This is a genomic window from Pseudomonas sp. MWU12-2037, assembly GCF_023242345.1.
Taxonomy (GTDB): domain Bacteria; phylum Pseudomonadota; class Gammaproteobacteria; order Pseudomonadales; family Pseudomonadaceae; genus Aquipseudomonas; species Aquipseudomonas gingeri_D.
Map to the genome: position 1 here is coordinate 187,310 of NZ_JALLIZ010000001.1, position 15,866 is coordinate 203,175.

The 15,866-nt window shown below is 58.3% G+C and carries 16 protein-coding genes; 10 read left to right on the forward strand and 6 right to left on the reverse strand.

Annotated elements, in window-relative coordinates; translation table 11 throughout:
• Positions 1-67: 67 nt before the first annotated feature.
• Positions 68-475: an ATP-binding cassette domain-containing protein gene (locus tag M5B42_RS00865; RefSeq protein WP_248744766.1), complete on the reverse strand. Its 408-nt coding sequence runs from the start codon at positions 473-475 to the stop codon at positions 68-70.
• Complete coding sequence (locus M5B42_RS00870; RefSeq protein WP_248744767.1) at positions 465-1,283, reverse strand: ABC transporter permease; 819 nt, start codon at positions 1,281-1,283, stop codon at positions 465-467. The genes M5B42_RS00865 and M5B42_RS00870 overlap by 11 nt, the downstream gene beginning before the upstream one ends.
• 282 nt (positions 1,284-1,565) lie before the next feature.
• Here M5B42_RS00870 and M5B42_RS00875 point away from each other — a divergent pair, with 282 nt between their 5' ends.
• The 5 genes from M5B42_RS00875 to M5B42_RS00895 all read left to right on the forward strand — a co-directional run bounded on the left by M5B42_RS00875 (position 1,566) and on the right by M5B42_RS00895 (position 7,140).
• A complete protein-coding gene (locus M5B42_RS00875) occupies positions 1,566-2,537 on the forward strand; it encodes a glycosyltransferase family 2 protein (protein ID WP_248744768.1) in 972 nt (323 codons plus the stop codon).
• A gap of 1 nt (position 2,538) precedes the next feature.
• On the forward strand, positions 2,539-3,384 hold the full coding sequence (locus tag M5B42_RS00880) for an NAD(P)-dependent oxidoreductase (RefSeq protein WP_248744769.1): 846 nt from the start codon (positions 2,539-2,541) through the stop codon (positions 3,382-3,384).
• Positions 3,385-3,598: 214 nt separating this feature from the next.
• Positions 3,599-4,618, forward strand: a complete 1,020-nt coding sequence (locus tag M5B42_RS00885) for a glycosyltransferase family 4 protein (protein WP_248744770.1) — start codon at positions 3,599-3,601, stop codon at positions 4,616-4,618.
• Between the two features lie 78 nt (positions 4,619-4,696).
• Positions 4,697-6,691: a nucleoside-diphosphate sugar epimerase/dehydratase gene (locus tag M5B42_RS00890; protein WP_248744771.1), complete on the forward strand. Its 1,995-nt coding sequence runs from the start codon at positions 4,697-4,699 to the stop codon at positions 6,689-6,691.
• A gap of 113 nt (positions 6,692-6,804) precedes the next feature.
• Positions 6,805-7,140, forward strand: a complete 336-nt coding sequence (locus M5B42_RS00895; RefSeq protein WP_177102567.1) for a ComEA family DNA-binding protein — start codon at positions 6,805-6,807, stop codon at positions 7,138-7,140.
• A 66-nt stretch (positions 7,141-7,206) separates the two neighbouring features.
• Here M5B42_RS00895 and M5B42_RS00900 read toward each other — a convergent pair whose 3' ends face one another.
• Positions 7,207-7,767 carry a TetR/AcrR family transcriptional regulator gene (locus M5B42_RS00900; protein WP_248744772.1) on the reverse strand — a complete coding sequence of 187 codons (561 nt, stop codon included), beginning with the start codon at positions 7,765-7,767 and terminating at the stop codon, positions 7,207-7,209.
• 167 nt (positions 7,768-7,934) lie between these two features.
• On the opposite strand from M5B42_RS00900, the gene M5B42_RS00905 reads away from it, so the two are divergent.
• Both M5B42_RS00905 and M5B42_RS00910 read left to right on the forward strand, forming a co-directional pair.
• On the forward strand, positions 7,935-8,588 hold the full coding sequence (locus tag M5B42_RS00905; protein WP_100939111.1) for a GntR family transcriptional regulator: 654 nt from the start codon (positions 7,935-7,937) through the stop codon (positions 8,586-8,588).
• A gap of 15 nt (positions 8,589-8,603) precedes the next feature.
• Positions 8,604-9,455, forward strand: a complete 852-nt coding sequence (locus M5B42_RS00910; RefSeq protein ID WP_248744773.1) for a DUF1989 domain-containing protein — start codon at positions 8,604-8,606, stop codon at positions 9,453-9,455.
• Between the two features lie 17 nt (positions 9,456-9,472).
• Here the strand turns inward: M5B42_RS00910 and M5B42_RS00915 are convergent, their stop codons facing one another.
• Together M5B42_RS00915 and eat are read right to left on the reverse strand one after the other, a co-directional pair.
• Complete coding sequence (locus M5B42_RS00915) at positions 9,473-9,640, reverse strand: DUF2897 family protein (protein ID WP_103495866.1); 168 nt, start codon at positions 9,638-9,640, stop codon at positions 9,473-9,475.
• A gap of 121 nt (positions 9,641-9,761) precedes the next feature.
• Positions 9,762-11,126, reverse strand: coding sequence for an ethanolamine permease (eat, locus tag M5B42_RS00920; protein ID WP_248744774.1), 1,365 nt, complete (start codon positions 11,124-11,126; stop codon positions 9,762-9,764).
• A gap of 262 nt (positions 11,127-11,388) precedes the next feature.
• Between eat and pyrF the strand changes: the two genes are divergently transcribed.
• A complete protein-coding gene (pyrF, locus tag M5B42_RS00925) occupies positions 11,389-12,087 on the forward strand; it encodes an orotidine-5'-phosphate decarboxylase (protein WP_177145861.1) in 699 nt (232 codons plus the stop codon).
• 71 nt (positions 12,088-12,158) lie between these two features.
• Here pyrF and M5B42_RS00930 read toward each other — a convergent pair whose 3' ends face one another.
• Complete coding sequence (locus tag M5B42_RS00930) at positions 12,159-13,163, reverse strand: NADP-dependent oxidoreductase (RefSeq protein ID WP_103497383.1); 1,005 nt, start codon at positions 13,161-13,163, stop codon at positions 12,159-12,161.
• A gap of 235 nt (positions 13,164-13,398) precedes the next feature.
• Between M5B42_RS00930 and M5B42_RS00935 the strand changes: the two genes are divergently transcribed.
• Positions 13,399-14,160, forward strand: a complete 762-nt coding sequence (locus tag M5B42_RS00935) for an SDR family oxidoreductase (RefSeq protein WP_248744775.1) — start codon at positions 13,399-13,401, stop codon at positions 14,158-14,160.
• A gap of 250 nt (positions 14,161-14,410) precedes the next feature.
• Positions 14,411-15,835: a PLP-dependent aminotransferase family protein gene (locus tag M5B42_RS00940; protein WP_248744776.1), complete on the forward strand. Its 1,425-nt coding sequence runs from the start codon at positions 14,411-14,413 to the stop codon at positions 15,833-15,835.
• The last annotated feature ends 31 nt before the right edge of the window (positions 15,836-15,866 follow it).

Below are 15,866 nucleotides of genomic sequence, written 5' to 3' on the forward strand. Positions count from 1 at the left end.
TAGTTCGGTTTGTTTTGACGCAAGCTGGTGATGCGGGCTGGCGACTTGCTCTGACAGTGCCTGGACTTCAGATTTTTGTGCTTGAAGCCGTTTCTCTGCTTCCCTGGGTTTCTGCGATACTGCTTGTATCTGGTTGTTGGCTGTGCTCCATTTGCCCAGTCAACCGCCCCAACTCGGGCGCGTGCGTTGACAGACAATCATCGATGCGGCCATGGGGTTTGATGCTGTCGCCGCTGGGATTGAGCAGGCCGCAAATGAGTTGCAACGAGGTGGGCCTGCCACTTCCGCTACGGCCGATGATGTCGACGGTTTCGCTATTTTTTATTTGAAAGTTAATATCTTTCAGGACAGGGTGAGCGTTGAAATACTGCTTGCGTCGATCGGTAAGCATTTTAAGCAAGTGCTGAAAGTGCTTTTCATAGTGATGATAGTGCTTTGACAGCTTCTCAATATGGATCGCCATTTCAGATGACATCAGCGAAGCCCTTGCGTGTTTTTTGAAACCAGATGAAGCCAAGCCAGGCCACCAGGAAAGTGAAGGCATAATAGATAGTCAGCCCCTCCCAGTGTGGCCAGGATCCCCAGAATAGAGCATTGCGGGCCATTTCTATCGGAAGGGTCAGAGGATTGGACTTGAGAAAAAAACGATAACTTTCAGGGAGTGCTGATACAGGATAAAAAACAGGTGACATAAACAACAGGGCGGTGGTCAGAATACCGATCAACTGACTGAGGTCACGCAGGTAGACGCTCAGGGCCGCGAGAAACCAACTGACCCCAAGTATCAATAAAGTCAGCGGGAGAACGATCAGCGGTAGTGAAAGGGCGGTCACCGGTGGAGCGCCAAACAGCACAACATAAAAAAGCAGCCAGACCAGAAGACTGATAGCGCTGTGAAACAACGCGGCGCCGAGCGATACGATCGGGAGGATTTCCAGGGGGAAGACAATTTTCTTGACGTAATTGGAGTTGCTCAGAATCAGGCCGGGTGCACGGTTTACACACTCGGAGAACAGATTGAAGATCAACAATCCGGCAAACAGTACCAAGGCAAACTCGCTCTTCGAGTCGCTTCCGCCTGACCAGCGGGTCTTGAACACCACACTGAAAAAAAATGTATAAATCAATAACATGAATAATGGGGTGGCGAAAGGCCAGAAAAGGCCGAATATTGAACCTTTATAGCGCCCTGTGACCTCTCGGAAAATGAGCGCTCGTATCAGACTCTTGTTGTTCAAAATGCTGCGCAGCATTGAGAGGGGGGATGAGTTGAACGACTGCATCAGACTGGTGCCTCGCGTGATCAAGCGTCGACTCATGAGTGATGTGTTTATGGGTCGATGTTGAAATGATTATTTTTTCTGTGGTGCCATTTTGATGGCGTCATTTTAGTATTGGTACGCTTTATCTATCGACCATTAGCTATTTTAAAAGCCTGCGGCTACTATATATTGGACTATGGTTGCAGGGAAGTATTCGCATTGACCGTCGCGCCGACGATTTTAGCAGTAGGTAACAGGTGGGTATCAGAATTGTTACTTTGTGGAATATGGATTTGAACTGTTTTGAACTTTCTATTGACCCGCCGTGAGCTGGCTTCATTTGAGTCGGGCTCTTCAGAAATGTCGCCTGCACTGTTAGATAATAGTTGCGATGTCATTATTGTCAACTACAATGCAGGCGAGTTTCTCTCTGAAAGTGTCTTGTCCGCATGGCGGGCAGGCGCTTCCCGCGTGATTGTGGTGGACAACGCCTCAAAGGATGGCAGTCTAGACAGCTTGATGCCGGCGCAGGGGGGGGCGTTACACGTTGTGCACAATGCTTCCAATCTCGGGTTTTCTGCCGCTTGCAATATCGGTACCCACCATACATCAGCCCCTTATGTGTTATTTCTCAACCCGGATTGTGTGCTGGCTGCCGATGCGTTGAATGGCATGATTCAGGCGTTGGTGAGTTATCCGCGTTCAGGGATGGTAGGGGGCTTCCTCTGCAACCCTGATGGTACGGAGCAGCCCGGTGGCCGGCGCGTTTTTCCGACGCCCAAGAGGGCTTTGTTGCGGGCATTCGGGCTCTCTCGGTTTTCGAAGTTCCTGCCGGCTTCATTCTCCGACTTCTTGTTGCACGAACAACCGTTGCCACGTGAGCCCATGGTTGTGGAAGCCATTTCCGGTGCCTGCATGCTTGTCCGGCGTGAAGCCATTGAGTCGGTTGGGCTGTGGGATGAGGGTTATTTTCTCCACTGCGAGGATCTGGATTGGTGCATGCGTTTTCGTCAGGCGGGTTGGGATGTCTTGTATGTGCCGGGTGCCAAAGTAAGTCATCAGTTTGGGGTCTGTAGTCGTGGTCGCCCCTATTTCGTGGAGTGGCACAAGCACCGTGGAATGTTGCGGTTTTATCAGAAGTTCTTCCGGCGCCAATACCCCGGGGTTTTGTGGGTGAGTGTGGTGATTGGCGTCTGGCTACGCTTCAGCTTGGTTGTTGCTCGCCATCTGCTCATGGGGTTGCTCGCATTTTTTAAACAGAAAAAAGGTGCATAAGATGCGTGTTGCGATCCTGGGTGGAGCGAGCTTTCTCGGAGAGCGGCTGGTCCCGGTGTTGCGGCAGTCCGGTTTTGAGGTGATCTCCTTTACGCGTGATCGCGCCCGGCTGCCTTCCTCCACTGTGGCGTGGCAGCACGTTGACGATTGGCCACGCCTGGAGTTCGGCGCCTGTGTCTGCCTGGCGCCGATCTGGGTCCTTCCCGAGTATCTGGAGCGCCTTGCCTTAAGCAAGGTCAGGCGTATCGTTGCGCTTTCCTCAACCAGTCGATATACCAAGCGCGAGTCGTCGGACCTTGCCGAGCGGGCGCTGGCTGATCGTCTGGCGACGAGCGAGTCGCTCCTGGAACGTTGGGCCGGGGATCATGGGGTCGAATGGGTGGTGTTGCGTCCCACCCTGATCTATGGCCTGGGCCGGGATAAAAATGTCTCTGAAGTCGCCCGATTCATCCTGCGATTTGGTTTTTTTCCGTTGGCGGGCGGTGGTACGGGGTTGCGTCAACCCATTCATGCCGACGACCTGATTCAGGTCTGTCTGCGGGCCTTGACCGCGCCCGCGGTGGTGGCAGGAGGCTACAACCTCTCCGGAGGTGAAGTGCTTTCCTATCGGGAGATGGTGATCCGTATATTCGAGGCGCAGCGATTGCCTGTGCGTATTATCAGCATCCCGGTGGTTTTTCTGCACTTGGCCATTTCAATGGCGCGTTGTCTGCCTCGTTATCGGCATCTGTCCCCCGCCATGGTTTCACGAATGATCGAGGATCTGGTGTTTGATCATTCCGAGGCTCAATACCAATTCGGTTTCATACCCCGTCCCTTTGAGCTGAGCGATACAGACTTGCCTTGAGGCTCTGTACCACCCCTCACGACCGATCGCTTTCTGGCCCCATCATCTGGCTGTTCTGACGAATCGACACCATCCGCGAGCTTCCGATGTCTTTTGCCGGTAGGCAGAGCCTGACGTGCGATTACGATGTTGCGTAGAATGGTGGATTGAATTCGCGAGCTTCGCTCTTTGCCTTGGCTTGTTTGTGGCCAATGTTTCAGGAATTTTGAACTAGATGATGATTTTGCTGCTGTGCGCGTTCGTATTGGTCTCCTCATTATTGTTGACCGGTGCGTTACGCCGATATGCGTTGGCTCGCAGTTTGATGGATGTTCCCAATGGGCGTAGTTCCCATTCTGTTGCCACGCCGCGGGGTGGTGGTGTGGCGATCGTGCTCGGTTTCCTGATCGCATTGTCGGCTCTAGCCTGGATGGGCATGATGCCAGTGGCGATATTCTTGGCACTTTTTGCGGCCGGCGCCGTTGTCGCCATAGTGGGATTTCTCGATGATCATGGGCATATAGCTGCTCGTTGGCGCCTATTGGCTCATTTTGGCGCCTCTTTTTGGATCCTGCTTTGTCTGGGGGGGGCGCCGGCCTTCAATCTGTTCGGGGCAGTGTTCAATTTGGGCTGGTTGGGGCACATTCTCGCGGCCTTTTACCTGGTGTGGATGCTTAATCTCTATAATTTCATGGACGGCATTGACGGGATTGCCAGTGTCGAGGCTATTTTTGTTTGCCTCGGTGCTTGTCTTGTCTATGAATTGGGCGGGTATGAGGGCCTGGTCTGGGCTCCTCTGTGCCTGGCACTGGCCGTGGCCGGTTTTCTTTATTGGAACTTTCCACCCGCACGTATTTTCATGGGCGATGCAGGCAGCGGTTTTCTAGGCATCATGCTGGGAGGGCTTTCTCTCCAGGCCGCTTGGCATTCGCCTCATTTGCTGTGGGTATGGTTGATTTTGCTGGGCGTATTTATCGTCGATGCGACGTTTACGCTGGGACGTCGACTGCTCCGTGGAGACAAGGTGTATGAGGCCCATCGCAGCCACGCCTATCAATTTGCCTCGCGTCAGGTCGGGCGTCATTTACCCGTGACCCTGGCTGTACTCGGGATCAATATCGTCTGGTTGTTGCCCATCGGCTTGTGTGTCGGCTTGTCTGTGGTGGACGGTCTCACCGGTGTGTTGTTGGCTTATGCTCCTTTGGTGTTTATCGCGGTCAGATTTCATGCAGGTGAGCTGGAGAAGGTTGGTTAATCTGTTGTGGTCTGGAACCGGGTTGGGTAATTGTCGATCCAATACGATGGTATTTTGCAGGCAAGCTATAGAGGGGTTATGGATAAGATACGAGCCTATTTGGTAGGTCTTCCGCGTCGAAAGAAGCGCGTTCTGCAGGTGCTCACCGATATCGTCATGGTCTGGGCAGCGCTGTGGATGGCGTTTGTCGTGCGTTTGGGGGTGGGTGACCTGATCAATCCATTTGCCCAGCACCGCTGGCTATTTATTGCCGCTCCGCTTGTCGCCATTCCTCTTTTCATTCGATTCGGCCTTTATCGGGCGGTGATGCGTTATTTCGGCAATGACGCGTTGATCACCATTGTCAAGGCGGTGAGTCTTTCGTCGTTGATTCTGGGGGTGGTCGTCTACATCTACAGTAACCACCAGGTGGTTGTTCCGCGTTCGATCATCTTCAACTATTGGTGGCTGAGCCTGGTCATGGTGGGTGGTCTGCGTCTTGCGATGCGCCAGTACTTCCTGGGTGACTGGTTTGGTACCGCGCAGCATATGCCGTTCACTAATCGTGATGATGGCTTGCCCAAGGTTGCCATTTATGGCGCCGGCTCGGCGGGCAATCAACTGGTTGCCGCGTTGCGCATGGGTCGTGCCATGCGGCCTGTTGCTTTTATCGATGACGACAGCGGTATTGCCGATCGCAATATCGCCGGTTTGCAGGTCTACAAGCCCAAGCATATCCAGCAGATGATTGATGCCACGGGGGCGCAGGAAATACTCCTGGCGATCCCGTCGTCTTCGCGTGGCCGTCGTCGTGAAATACTGGCGCTGTTGGAAGGTTATCCGCTCCATGTGCGAAGCGTGCCGGGCTTCATGGACCTTGCCAGTGGGCGGGTCAAGGTCGACGATATCCAGGAAGTCGATATCGCGGATTTGCTCGGGCGCGATACGGTTCCCGCTCAGGAAGATTTGCTCGAGCGCTGCATCAGGGGGCGTTCGGTGTTGGTGACGGGGGCTGGCGGTTCAATCGGTTCCGAGCTTTGCCGACAGATTCTGACGCTTCGTCCTACCACGCTTCTGCTTTACGAGCACAGCGAGTTCAATCTCTACAGCATCCTCTCCGAGCTTGAGCAGCGGGTTGTTCGAGAGTCGTTGTCGGTGCGTTTGCTACCGATCCTGGGTTCCGTGCGTAACCAGGACAAGCTCCTTTCGGTTATGAAAACCTGGCATGTCGAGACGGTCTACCATGCGGCGGCCTACAAGCACGTTCCGATGGTTGAGCACAATATCGCCGAAGGCGTACTGAACAACGTGATCGGTACCTTGAACACCGCACAAGCCGCCTTGCAGTCGGGTGTTGCCAACTTCGTGCTGATTTCCACCGACAAGGCGGTGCGTCCAACCAATGTGATGGGCAGTACCAAGCGCCTGGCTGAAATGACGCTCCAGGCCCTCAGTCGTGAGCTCGCCCCGGTACTGTTTGGCGATCAAGCCAATGTATCGCGGGTGAACAAGACCCGCTTCACCATGGTCCGCTTTGGCAATGTGCTCGGGTCCTCGGGTTCTGTTATTCCGCTCTTCCACAAGCAAATAAAAGCAGGCGGGCCGCTGACCGTTACTCACCCGAAGATCACGCGTTACTTCATGACTATTCCAGAGGCGGCCCAGTTGGTTATTCAGGCCGGCTCCATGGGGCAGGGCGGCGACGTCTTTGTTCTGGATATGGGCGAGCCTGTGAGGATTGTCGAACTGGCTGAAAAGATGATCCATCTCTCCGGCTTGAGTGTGCGCACGGACAAGAGTCCTCATGGTGATATCGCGATAGAGTTCACCGGGTTGCGGCCTGGTGAAAAGCTTTACGAGGAGTTGCTGATCGGTGACAACGTCGCTGCGACCGAGCATCCGATGATCATGAGTGCCCATGAAGATATGCTTTCATGGGATGCACTCAAGTCCAGGCTGTATGAATTGATGGCCGCCGTTGAGGGCGATGATTACGTTCGTGTACGGCAAGTGTTGCGCGATACCGTAAGCGGTTACGCCCCCGACGGTGAGATTGTCGACTGGATTTACCAGCAGCGCCGTATGGATCCCTGATCGTTACACACTTGGTAATGACGTGATTTTTGACAGGAGAGACCCATCATCTAGGTTTGGAAAGCAGCTTCGGAAAAGCTGCTTTCCTCTTACGATGTCATGGAGTGTCACTTATGCGTACAAGCTTTCTCTCTTCCCTCGCGTTCACCCTGCTGCTGGGTATCACCGGCGTGGTCAATGCGGCGCCGACCGCGCCCGCCAAGACCGATTCGTCTGTTGCCGCCTCAAGCCCGGCGGCAAGCGCCACGTCCGGCAAGCTCAACCTCAACACCGCCGATGCCCAAACCATCCAGCACGAACTCTCTGGCATAGGCGAAGCCAAAGCCCAGGCCATTGTCGCCTATCGTGAAGCGAATGGTCCTTTCTCGTCAGTGGATGAGTTGCTCGAAGTCAAAGGCATCGGCAAGTCGCTGCTCGACAAAAATCGCGACAAGCTCGATATCAACTGAATACGCTCCGGCGGGAGAAGAGGCCTTTTCAGTGATCGGCCTCTTCTCAGGGCGTAAAGCGGCGTTTTACTCCACCTGATCCTTCAAGTGCGCTTTCGTCACCGCCAGTATTTTTTGCGCCAGGGTCTCGTCCTCGGCACTTCGGGATAACACCAGGGCTCCCACCAGCGTCGCCAGCATGACAATGCTCTGATCCTGCGCGTCCGGCCCTGACCCCAGTGCGTCTTCGACCTGCTTGAGCCGCGACTCGATCACTGTATCCGTCGTCGGGCTCGGCTCCCCTCGCTGCCCCAACTCCAGGCACATGGTCGGCAGCGGGCAGCCGTGATCGGGGGTGGTCAGGTGCCACTCGGACAGATAGCTGTCGATAAAGGCCTGCAACGGTTTGTCCTGGCTGAACAGCGTATCGCAATGCACATCCAGTTCGGCCGCGGCTTCCTGCAGTGCCTTTTCCACCAACTCATCCTTGGATTTGAAATGCGCGTAGAAGCCACCATGGGTCAGCCCCAGCGCTTTCATCAGGGGTTGCAGGCCGGTCGCGCCAATACCGTCACGTCGGAAGCGTGCGGCGGCCTCCCGGATGATGCGTTCGTGGGTCTGGGCTTTGTGGTCTTGTGAATACCGCATGGCGGGCTCTCCGAATCGTTAAGCCATGATAACCGTGACATGTAGGCGATTTGTCATGTTTTTTCAAGGGCGCATACCGCTAATGGGGAAAAGTCGAAACCAAGGATCTGGCATGAATAGTGATTACCCATTGCTCTACGATTGTTGAACAATCCAAGGCGATGATCATGAGTACACAACTGTCCCTGGCGGACCAGATTACCCTGGAGCTGCGCGCCGACATCATCGGCGGTCGCCTGCTACCGGGTATGCCGCTGGTCGAGAACGATCTGGTCAATACCTACAACGCCTCGCGCAACACGATTCGCGAGGCGCTCCATCGGCTCGGCCAGGAAGGCCTGGCACGTTACGTCCGGAACAAGGGCGTGATGGTGCGCCGCCTCGGCGTCGAGGAGGTGCGCGATCTGTTCCAGGTGCGCCGCACCCTGGAGCTGCAGGCCATCGCCCTGAGCAAACCCCTGCGCGAATACCAGTCCGACCGCATGCTCGAGTCCATCGAGGCCGCCGAGTTGGCTCGCGAGCGCGAGGATTGGCGGGCCCTGGGCACCCACAGCCTGGCGTTTCATCAACATATCGTCGGCTTGATGCGCAGTCCGCTGTTCGACGAGTTCTTTACCAATATCGTTGCGCAGTTGCGCCTGGTGTTTTGTTCGGCGCCCGATGAGCAGCGTTTCCAAGCGCCCTGGCTGGCGCGTGACCGTTATATCCACGACCTGCTTGCCGAAGGTGACAAGCACGCCGCCGGGGAGGCGATGAGCCTGTACCTCGACGATTCCGAGCAGATGCTGCTCGACTTTTTAAGCCGTCCTTCCCATCACTGATCGAGGATCTTGAGCATGTACAAAGACTATCCCGCCGCCTATCAGGTCAGCAAAGGCTCGGCCTTGCAGGTGGATACCGCGTTTTACCAGCGCATTCGCGAGGAAAAGAGCGCTCGTACGCTGATCGAGCAGTTCGAGGTGCCAATTCGTACCGGGCGGGCCTGGAAGGTGCCGGCCGGCCACGTGTTCCGGGTGACCACGCCGGTTGGCCCACAGGTCGGTGACTTCAACGTCTGGAATGCCAACGACCCGCGTGAGCGTCTCTGGGCGGCCCGCACCCGTCAGTTGCAAGGCGCCCATGTCAGCACCCATGACCGGCTCTGGTCGAACCTGCCGTTCCTCCGTCCGCTGGTTACCATTACCGACGATAGCTTGGCCGGCTACGGGATCGACGAGCATGGCGGACGTATGCATGATCTTCTGGGGACGCGCTGTGATCCTTATGTGAACAAGATGCTGACAGGGGAAGACTTCCATCATCACTGTCACTCGAACCTGACCCGCGCCGTCCTGCCGTATGGCCTGACCGAATTCGATGTCCACGATGTACTGAATATCTTCCAGTGCACGGGGCTCAATCACGACGACATGTATTTCATGAAGGCCTGCCCGGCGCAGAAGGGCGATTACCTGGAGTTTTTCGCTGAAATCGATCTGCTGTGTGCGCTGTCCACCTGCCCGGGCGGTGATCTTTCGCTGCCGATGTGGGGCCCTGAAGCCCAGGACCCGCTCAGCGTCTGTCGCCCGTTGGGGGTGGAGGTCTATCGGTTGGAGCCGTCACTGCTCGAAGGTTGGAGTTCGCCTGAGCGAGCCGCCTATAAAGGCCTGCATGGCTTGCATATCGCCAAGGCGGACTGGGAGAAATAACCAGAGGGAATGGACGATCAGCGATCCTTGGCGTCCTGGGCGTCCATCTCTGCGTTTCGTTCCTGGACGCGCCGACGCTGTTCGTCAGTCAGTTCCACTTTGTTTGCGGTGTCGCGCAACATCATCAGTCCACCGACGATGGAGCCGATGGCGACGACGATGATCAGCCAGGCATACCAAGGCATAAGGTTCTCCCAGATGGGCCGTTTGCGGATGAGCATTTCATCCGCAAGGTCGGCCCTTACCACTTCGAGTCAAAAGATTTCTCGGTGGTTCCATTGTAAGCCCGATCGGTCCGAATAGCCCTTAAAGCCCGGTCAGCATCGCATCGGCCGGCGCCGCGGCACGCGATTGCCCGGTCAACAGGAAGTAGAGGAAGCCCGCGGCCATGAAACCGAGGAAAATCAGGCCGATCAGGGTGTTGAACCAGGCCATCGCGATCAGGCACACCACCGCCAGGACCAGTGCGATCCCCGGGACGATCGGATAACCCGGTGCGCGGAAGCTGCGTTCCAGATTGGGTTCGGTTTTACGCAGTTTGAACAGACTGAGCATGCTGATGATGTACATCACGATGGCGCCGAATACCGACATGGTGATCATCGCGGCCGTCAGACTCATGCCCTGCAGGTTGATCAGGCCGTCGCTGTAGATCGCCGCGATGCCGATCAGGCCGCCGGCAATGATGGCCCGGTGCGGGGTCTGGAAGCGTGACAGCTTGGCCAGGTAGGCGGGCAGGTAACCGCCCCGGGCCAGGGCAAAGAACTGCCGCGAGTAGCCGAGGATGATCCCGTGGAAGCTCGCCACCAGGCCGAACAGGCCGATCCACACCAGCATGTGCATCCAGCTGGAGTTACTGCCCACCACCGCTTTCATCGCCTGGGGCAACGGGTCGTTGATGTTCGACAACTGGCGCCAGTCGCCGACGCCGCCGGCCATCACCATCACGCCGAGGGCCAGGAACACCAGGGTCAGGATACCGCCGACGTAGGCTTTGGGAATGGTGCGCTTGGGGTCCTTGGCTTCTTCGGCGGCCATGGCCGCGCCTTCGATGGCGAGGAAGAACCAGATCGCAAAGGGGATCGCGGCGAAGATGCCGGGGATCGAGTCGATGCTGAAACTGCTCGAGCCGGACCAGCCGTTGAGCACGAAATTGCTGAAGCTGAAGCCCGGCGCGACCACGCCCATGAACACCAGCAACTCGGCCACCGCGAGCACCGTCACCACCAGTTCGAAGGTGGCGGCGATGCTGACGCCGAGGATATTCAGGCCCATGAACACCACATAGGCGCCGACGGCGGCGAGACGTGGGTCGAGGTCCGGGTACTGGACGTTGAGGTAGGCGCCGATGGCCATGGCAATGGCCGGCGGGGCGAAGACGAATTCGATCAGGGTGGCGATCCCGGCGATCAGTCCACCACGTTCACCGAAGGCCCGGCGGCTGTAGGCAAAAGGCCCGCCGGCATGGGGAATCGCGGTGGTCAGTTCGGTGAAGCTGAAGATGAAGCAGGTGTACATGGTCGCCACCAGCAAGGTGGTGATGAGAAAGCCCAGGGTGCCGGCGGTCCCCCAACCATAGCTCCAGCCAAAATACTCCCCGGAGATCACCAGTCCGACCGCGATGCCCCACAGGTGCAGTGTGCCCAGCGTGGGCTTGAGTTGTGTGTTCATACGTTTTCTCCCTGAACGGTTTGGATACTGCTCGGGGCGGGTAAGTGCAGTGGGCGTGCCAGTCGCCAGGATCGCGTCGTTATCCGCGAAAAGCTGTCGTATCGAGGACGTTTCGCCGATGTTCGCCAAGGTTACGACTTGCTTTGGTGCGAGCTCGGGCATTTATGGCGCATCGGGACTAGATTTACCGATCACCGGGTCCCGGTCCGCCCCGGGTTCCGCTACAATGCGCGCCGATTTCGACTTGCCAGAGAGCCCGCCCATGTCCGCCTGCCAGACGCCTATTATCGTCGCCCTGGATTTCCCCTCCCGTGACGCCGCCCTGAAGCTGGCCGATCAACTGGACCCGAAACTGTGCCGGGTCAAGGTCGGCAAGGAGCTGTTCACCAGTTGCGCGGCGGAAATTGTCGGCACCCTGCGTGACAAGGGCTTCGAGGTGTTCCTCGACCTGAAATTCCACGATATCCCCAACACCACGGCCATGGCGGTCAAGGCAGCGGCGGAGATGGGCGTGTGGATGGTCAATGTGCATTGCTCCGGCGGCCTGCGCATGATGGCGGCGTGCCGTGAGGTGCTGGATCAGCGCAGCGGCCCGCAGCCGTTGCTGATCGGCGTGACCGTGCTGACGAGCATGGAGCGCGAGGACCTGGCCGGTATCGGCCTGGATGTCGATCCGCAGGTGCAGGTATTGCGTCTGGCGGCGTTGGCGGAAAAGGCCGGGATGGATGGCCTGGTGTGCTCGGCCCTGGAAGCCACGGCGCTCAAGAGTGCCCATCCGGGCTTGCAACTGGTGACTCCGGGGATTCGTCCTGCGGGCAGCGCCCAGGACGATCAGCGTCGTATCCTGACCCCACGTCAGGCCCTGGATGCCGGTTCCGATTATCTGGTGATCGGTCGCCCGATCAGCCAGGCGGCCGATCCGGCCCAGGCGTTGGCGGCGGTAGTGGCCGAACTGGCCTGATAAGGTCTTATCGCGAGCAACCGGCGCATGCCCGATTGCTCGCGATGCGTTCTACCTGAGACGGCCCGGCTTTAAACCTTCAACACCAGCTTGCCGAAATTCTCCCCGCTGAACAGCTTCATCAGCGTTTCCGGAAAGGTCTCCAGGCCTTCGACGATATCTTCCTTGCTCTTGAGCTGGCCCTTGGCGATCCAGCCGGCCATTTCCTGTCCGGCCGCGGCGAAACGACTGGCGTAGTCCATCACCACGAAGCCTTCCATGCGGGCGCGATTGACCAGCAGCGCCAGATAATTGGCCGGGCCTTTCACCGCTTCCTTGTTGTTGTACTGGCTGATGGCGCCGCAGATCACCACGCGCGCCTTGAAGTTCAGGCGAGTGAGCACTGTGTCGAGAATATCGCCGCCGACGTTGTCGAAATACACGTCCACGCCTTTCGGACATTCACGTTTCAGGCCGGCGCCCACATCCTCGCTCTTGTAGTCGATGGCCCCGTCGAAGCCCAGTTCGTCGATCAGGAACCGGCACTTCTCGGCGCCGCCGGCAATCCCCACCACCCGGCAACCCTTGAGCTTGGCAATCTGCCCGGCAATGCTGCCGACCGCGCCGGCCGCACCGGAGATCACCACGGTTTCGCCGTCTTTCGGCGCGCCGACATCCAGCAGGGCGAAATAGGCGGTCATGCCGGTCATGCCCAGGGCGGACAGGTAGCGCGGCAGCGGCGCCAGTGTCGGGTCGACCTTGTAGAAGCCCTTCGGCTCACCGAGGAAATAATCCTGCACCCCCAGGGCGCCGTTGACATGGTCGCCGACGGCAAAGCCCGGGTGGTTGGACGCCACGACTTTGCCGACACCCAGGGCGCGCATCACTTCGCCGATACCCACCGGCGGGATGTAGGACTTGCCCTCGTTCATCCAGCCGCGCATGGCCGGGTCCAGGGACAGGTATTCGTTCTTGACCAGGATCTGGCCCGCTCCCGGCTCGCCCACCGGCACTTGCTGGTAGGTGAAGGTCTCGCGGGTCGCAGGGCCGACCGGGCGCTTGGCCAGCAGGAATTGGCGATTGTTCTGGGTGGTCATGGCAGGCACTCGAAGATCAATGAAGTCTTGTTGATAGACCCTCATCGCGCAGACAGCAAGTTTTGCAGGCAAGGCGAATAGGGCGTGATCCACTTCAATGATGAAAGTCCCCATAACCTTATCACTGCAACGCATAAGCCATTAACCGGGCTTCTGATAGTGCTGCCGCGGCGGTTGCCGCGCTGGCTAGACTGAGAGCACAGCAGCCCTTTCGTATTGCATTGAGGACATAACCATGAGCATGACGTTTTCCGGCCAGGTAGCCCTGGTGACCGGCGCAGCGGCCGGCATTGGCCGTGCGACCGCCCAGGCGTTTGCCGCCGAAGGCCTGAAGGTGGTCGTTGCCGACCTCGACGTTACCGGCGGTGAGGGCACGGTCGAGCTGATCCGCGCCGCGGGCGGCGATGCCGTGTTCGTGCGTTGCAATGTCACCCAGGAAGCCGATGTGCAAAACCTCATGGCTCAAGCGGTGAACGCCTATGGGCGGGTTGACTACGCCTTCAATAATGCCGGTATCGAGATCGAGAAAGGCAAGCTGGCCGACGGCACCCTGGATGAGTTCGACGCGATCATGGGCGTCAATGTCAAAGGCGTCTGGTTGTGCATGAAGTACCAGTTGCCGCTGATGCTGGCCCAGGGTGGTGGCGTGATCGTCAACACCGCCTCGGTGGCGGGCCTGGGCGCGGCACCGAAGATGAGCATCTACGCGGCCTCCAAGCACGCCGTCATCGGCCTGACCAAGTCGGCGGCCATCGAGTACGCGAAGAAGAAAATCCGCGTCAATGCCGTCTGCCCGGCAGTGATCGATACCGATATGTTCCGTCGTGCCTATGAGGCCGATCCGAAGAAAGCCGAGTTCGCCGCGGCCATGCATCCGGTCGGGCGCATCGGCAAGGTCGAGGAGATCGCCAGCGCGGTGCTTTATCTGTGCAGCGACGGTGCCGCCTTTACCACCGGTCACGCCCTGGCCGTGGACGGCGGAGCCACCGCGATTTGAGTTGTCGCTCGCTTCGCCCCGGTTCGTAGCCCCTTTGCAAGGAACCCGCCTAATGGCGGGTTTTTTTATGTCCGCCGGTGTTGGAAATCCGGTCGGTACATTCGCCCTCGCGCGTCAGTCGGTGTCTTCAGGGCCCGGCGGGCGGGCCTTCCAGGGCGGGGGGAAGAGGCTTTTTGTGCAAGCAAGACCCCCGGGCTTTTGTGTTTAACTGTTTAACGAGAAATAACAATGGGTTGGAGCGTCAAACAGAATGGATTTGGAAATTGATCGGCAGGCGCTGGTCCCCGTCGTGCAGCAAATCGTCAACGCCGTGATCGAGTGGATCCGCTGCCAGCGCGCAGGCCCCGGGACTCGCCTGCCATCGGTTCGGCAGTTGGCCAAGGACAACTCCCTCAGCCAGGCGAATGTCCTCGAAGCCTGCCAGCGCCTGGTGGCGCAGGGCGTGCTGACACCGCGCAATGGCTCGGCCTTTATTGTCTCGGATGCCCACGGTGATGCCGGCGACAACGGCGAGCGGCAGTGGTACGAAGGCTTGGAGGCGGAGTGGGGGGCCTTCAGCGAGCACCCTCTGGGCGAGTTGAAACTGGGCTGCGGTTGGGTGCCCGAAAGCTGGCGCGAGAGCGATGATATCGCCTATGCCATTCGCCAGGTCAGTCGTACGCAGATGCACGGGATGTTCAGCTACAGCACGCCCCAGGGGCTGCTGGCGTTGCGTCAACAGATCCAGAAGCGCCTGACGCAAAAGGGCATCGCCTGCGCACCCGAGCAGATACTGACAACCCATGGCGTCACCCAGGCGCTGGACCTGCTGGTGCGTCACCTGCTCAAGCCGGGTGACTGCGTCCTGGTGGAAACACCGGGCTACGCCAATCTGTACAAACTGCTGGCGCTGCAAGGAGTCAAGTTGTTGGAGGTGGAGCGTACGCAGTCCGGTCCGGACATGGAGCAGTTATCCAGGCTGTTGCAGCAGTACCGACCGCGTTGCCTGTTTATCAACAGCCTCTACCATAATCCGACGGGTACCAGCCTGACCCTGGCGGTGGCCACGCAGTTGTTGCAGTTGGCCCAGGCCCATGACTTCCTGATTGTCGAAGACGCTATCTACAGCGATCTGCAAAGCGGGCCCGGCGTACAACTGGCCGCGTTGGACAGTGCCCAGCGGGTGATCTACGTGGGCGGTTTTTCGAAAACCCTGAGCAGTTCATTGCGGGTCGGATTCGTCCGTGCCCGAAGCGAACTGATCCAGCGCCTGGCGCAAGTGAAGATGATCACCAGCCTCGGCGCCTCGCGTTTTGCCGAGTGTGTGGTTGCCATGCTGCTGGCCAATGGCACCTATCGCAAGCTGGTGCAGCGACTGCGCCAGCGACTGAGCGTGGAGCGGGTCACCACCCTGGATACCTTGGAGAGGGCGGGCTGGGAAGTCTTCGCCGAACCCACTGGCGGCATGTTCATCTGGGCCCGCAGCCCGGGCTATCCTTTGACGCAAGTCCTGGCCCGGGCGCGCAAGCTGGGGGTGCTGCTGGCTCCGGGCGACGCCTTTATGCCGCAGGGTACAAACAGTGACTGGCTGAGGATAAATGTGGCCTATGCTTCGGATCTGCGCGCGCAGAAGTTCTTCCGTCTGTTGGGCGGCGCCGAATCGACCTCGACCATCCTGAAAGCGACGCGGATGTAGCTTTTGGCCATTATTCCGGCGCCAAAGGCTT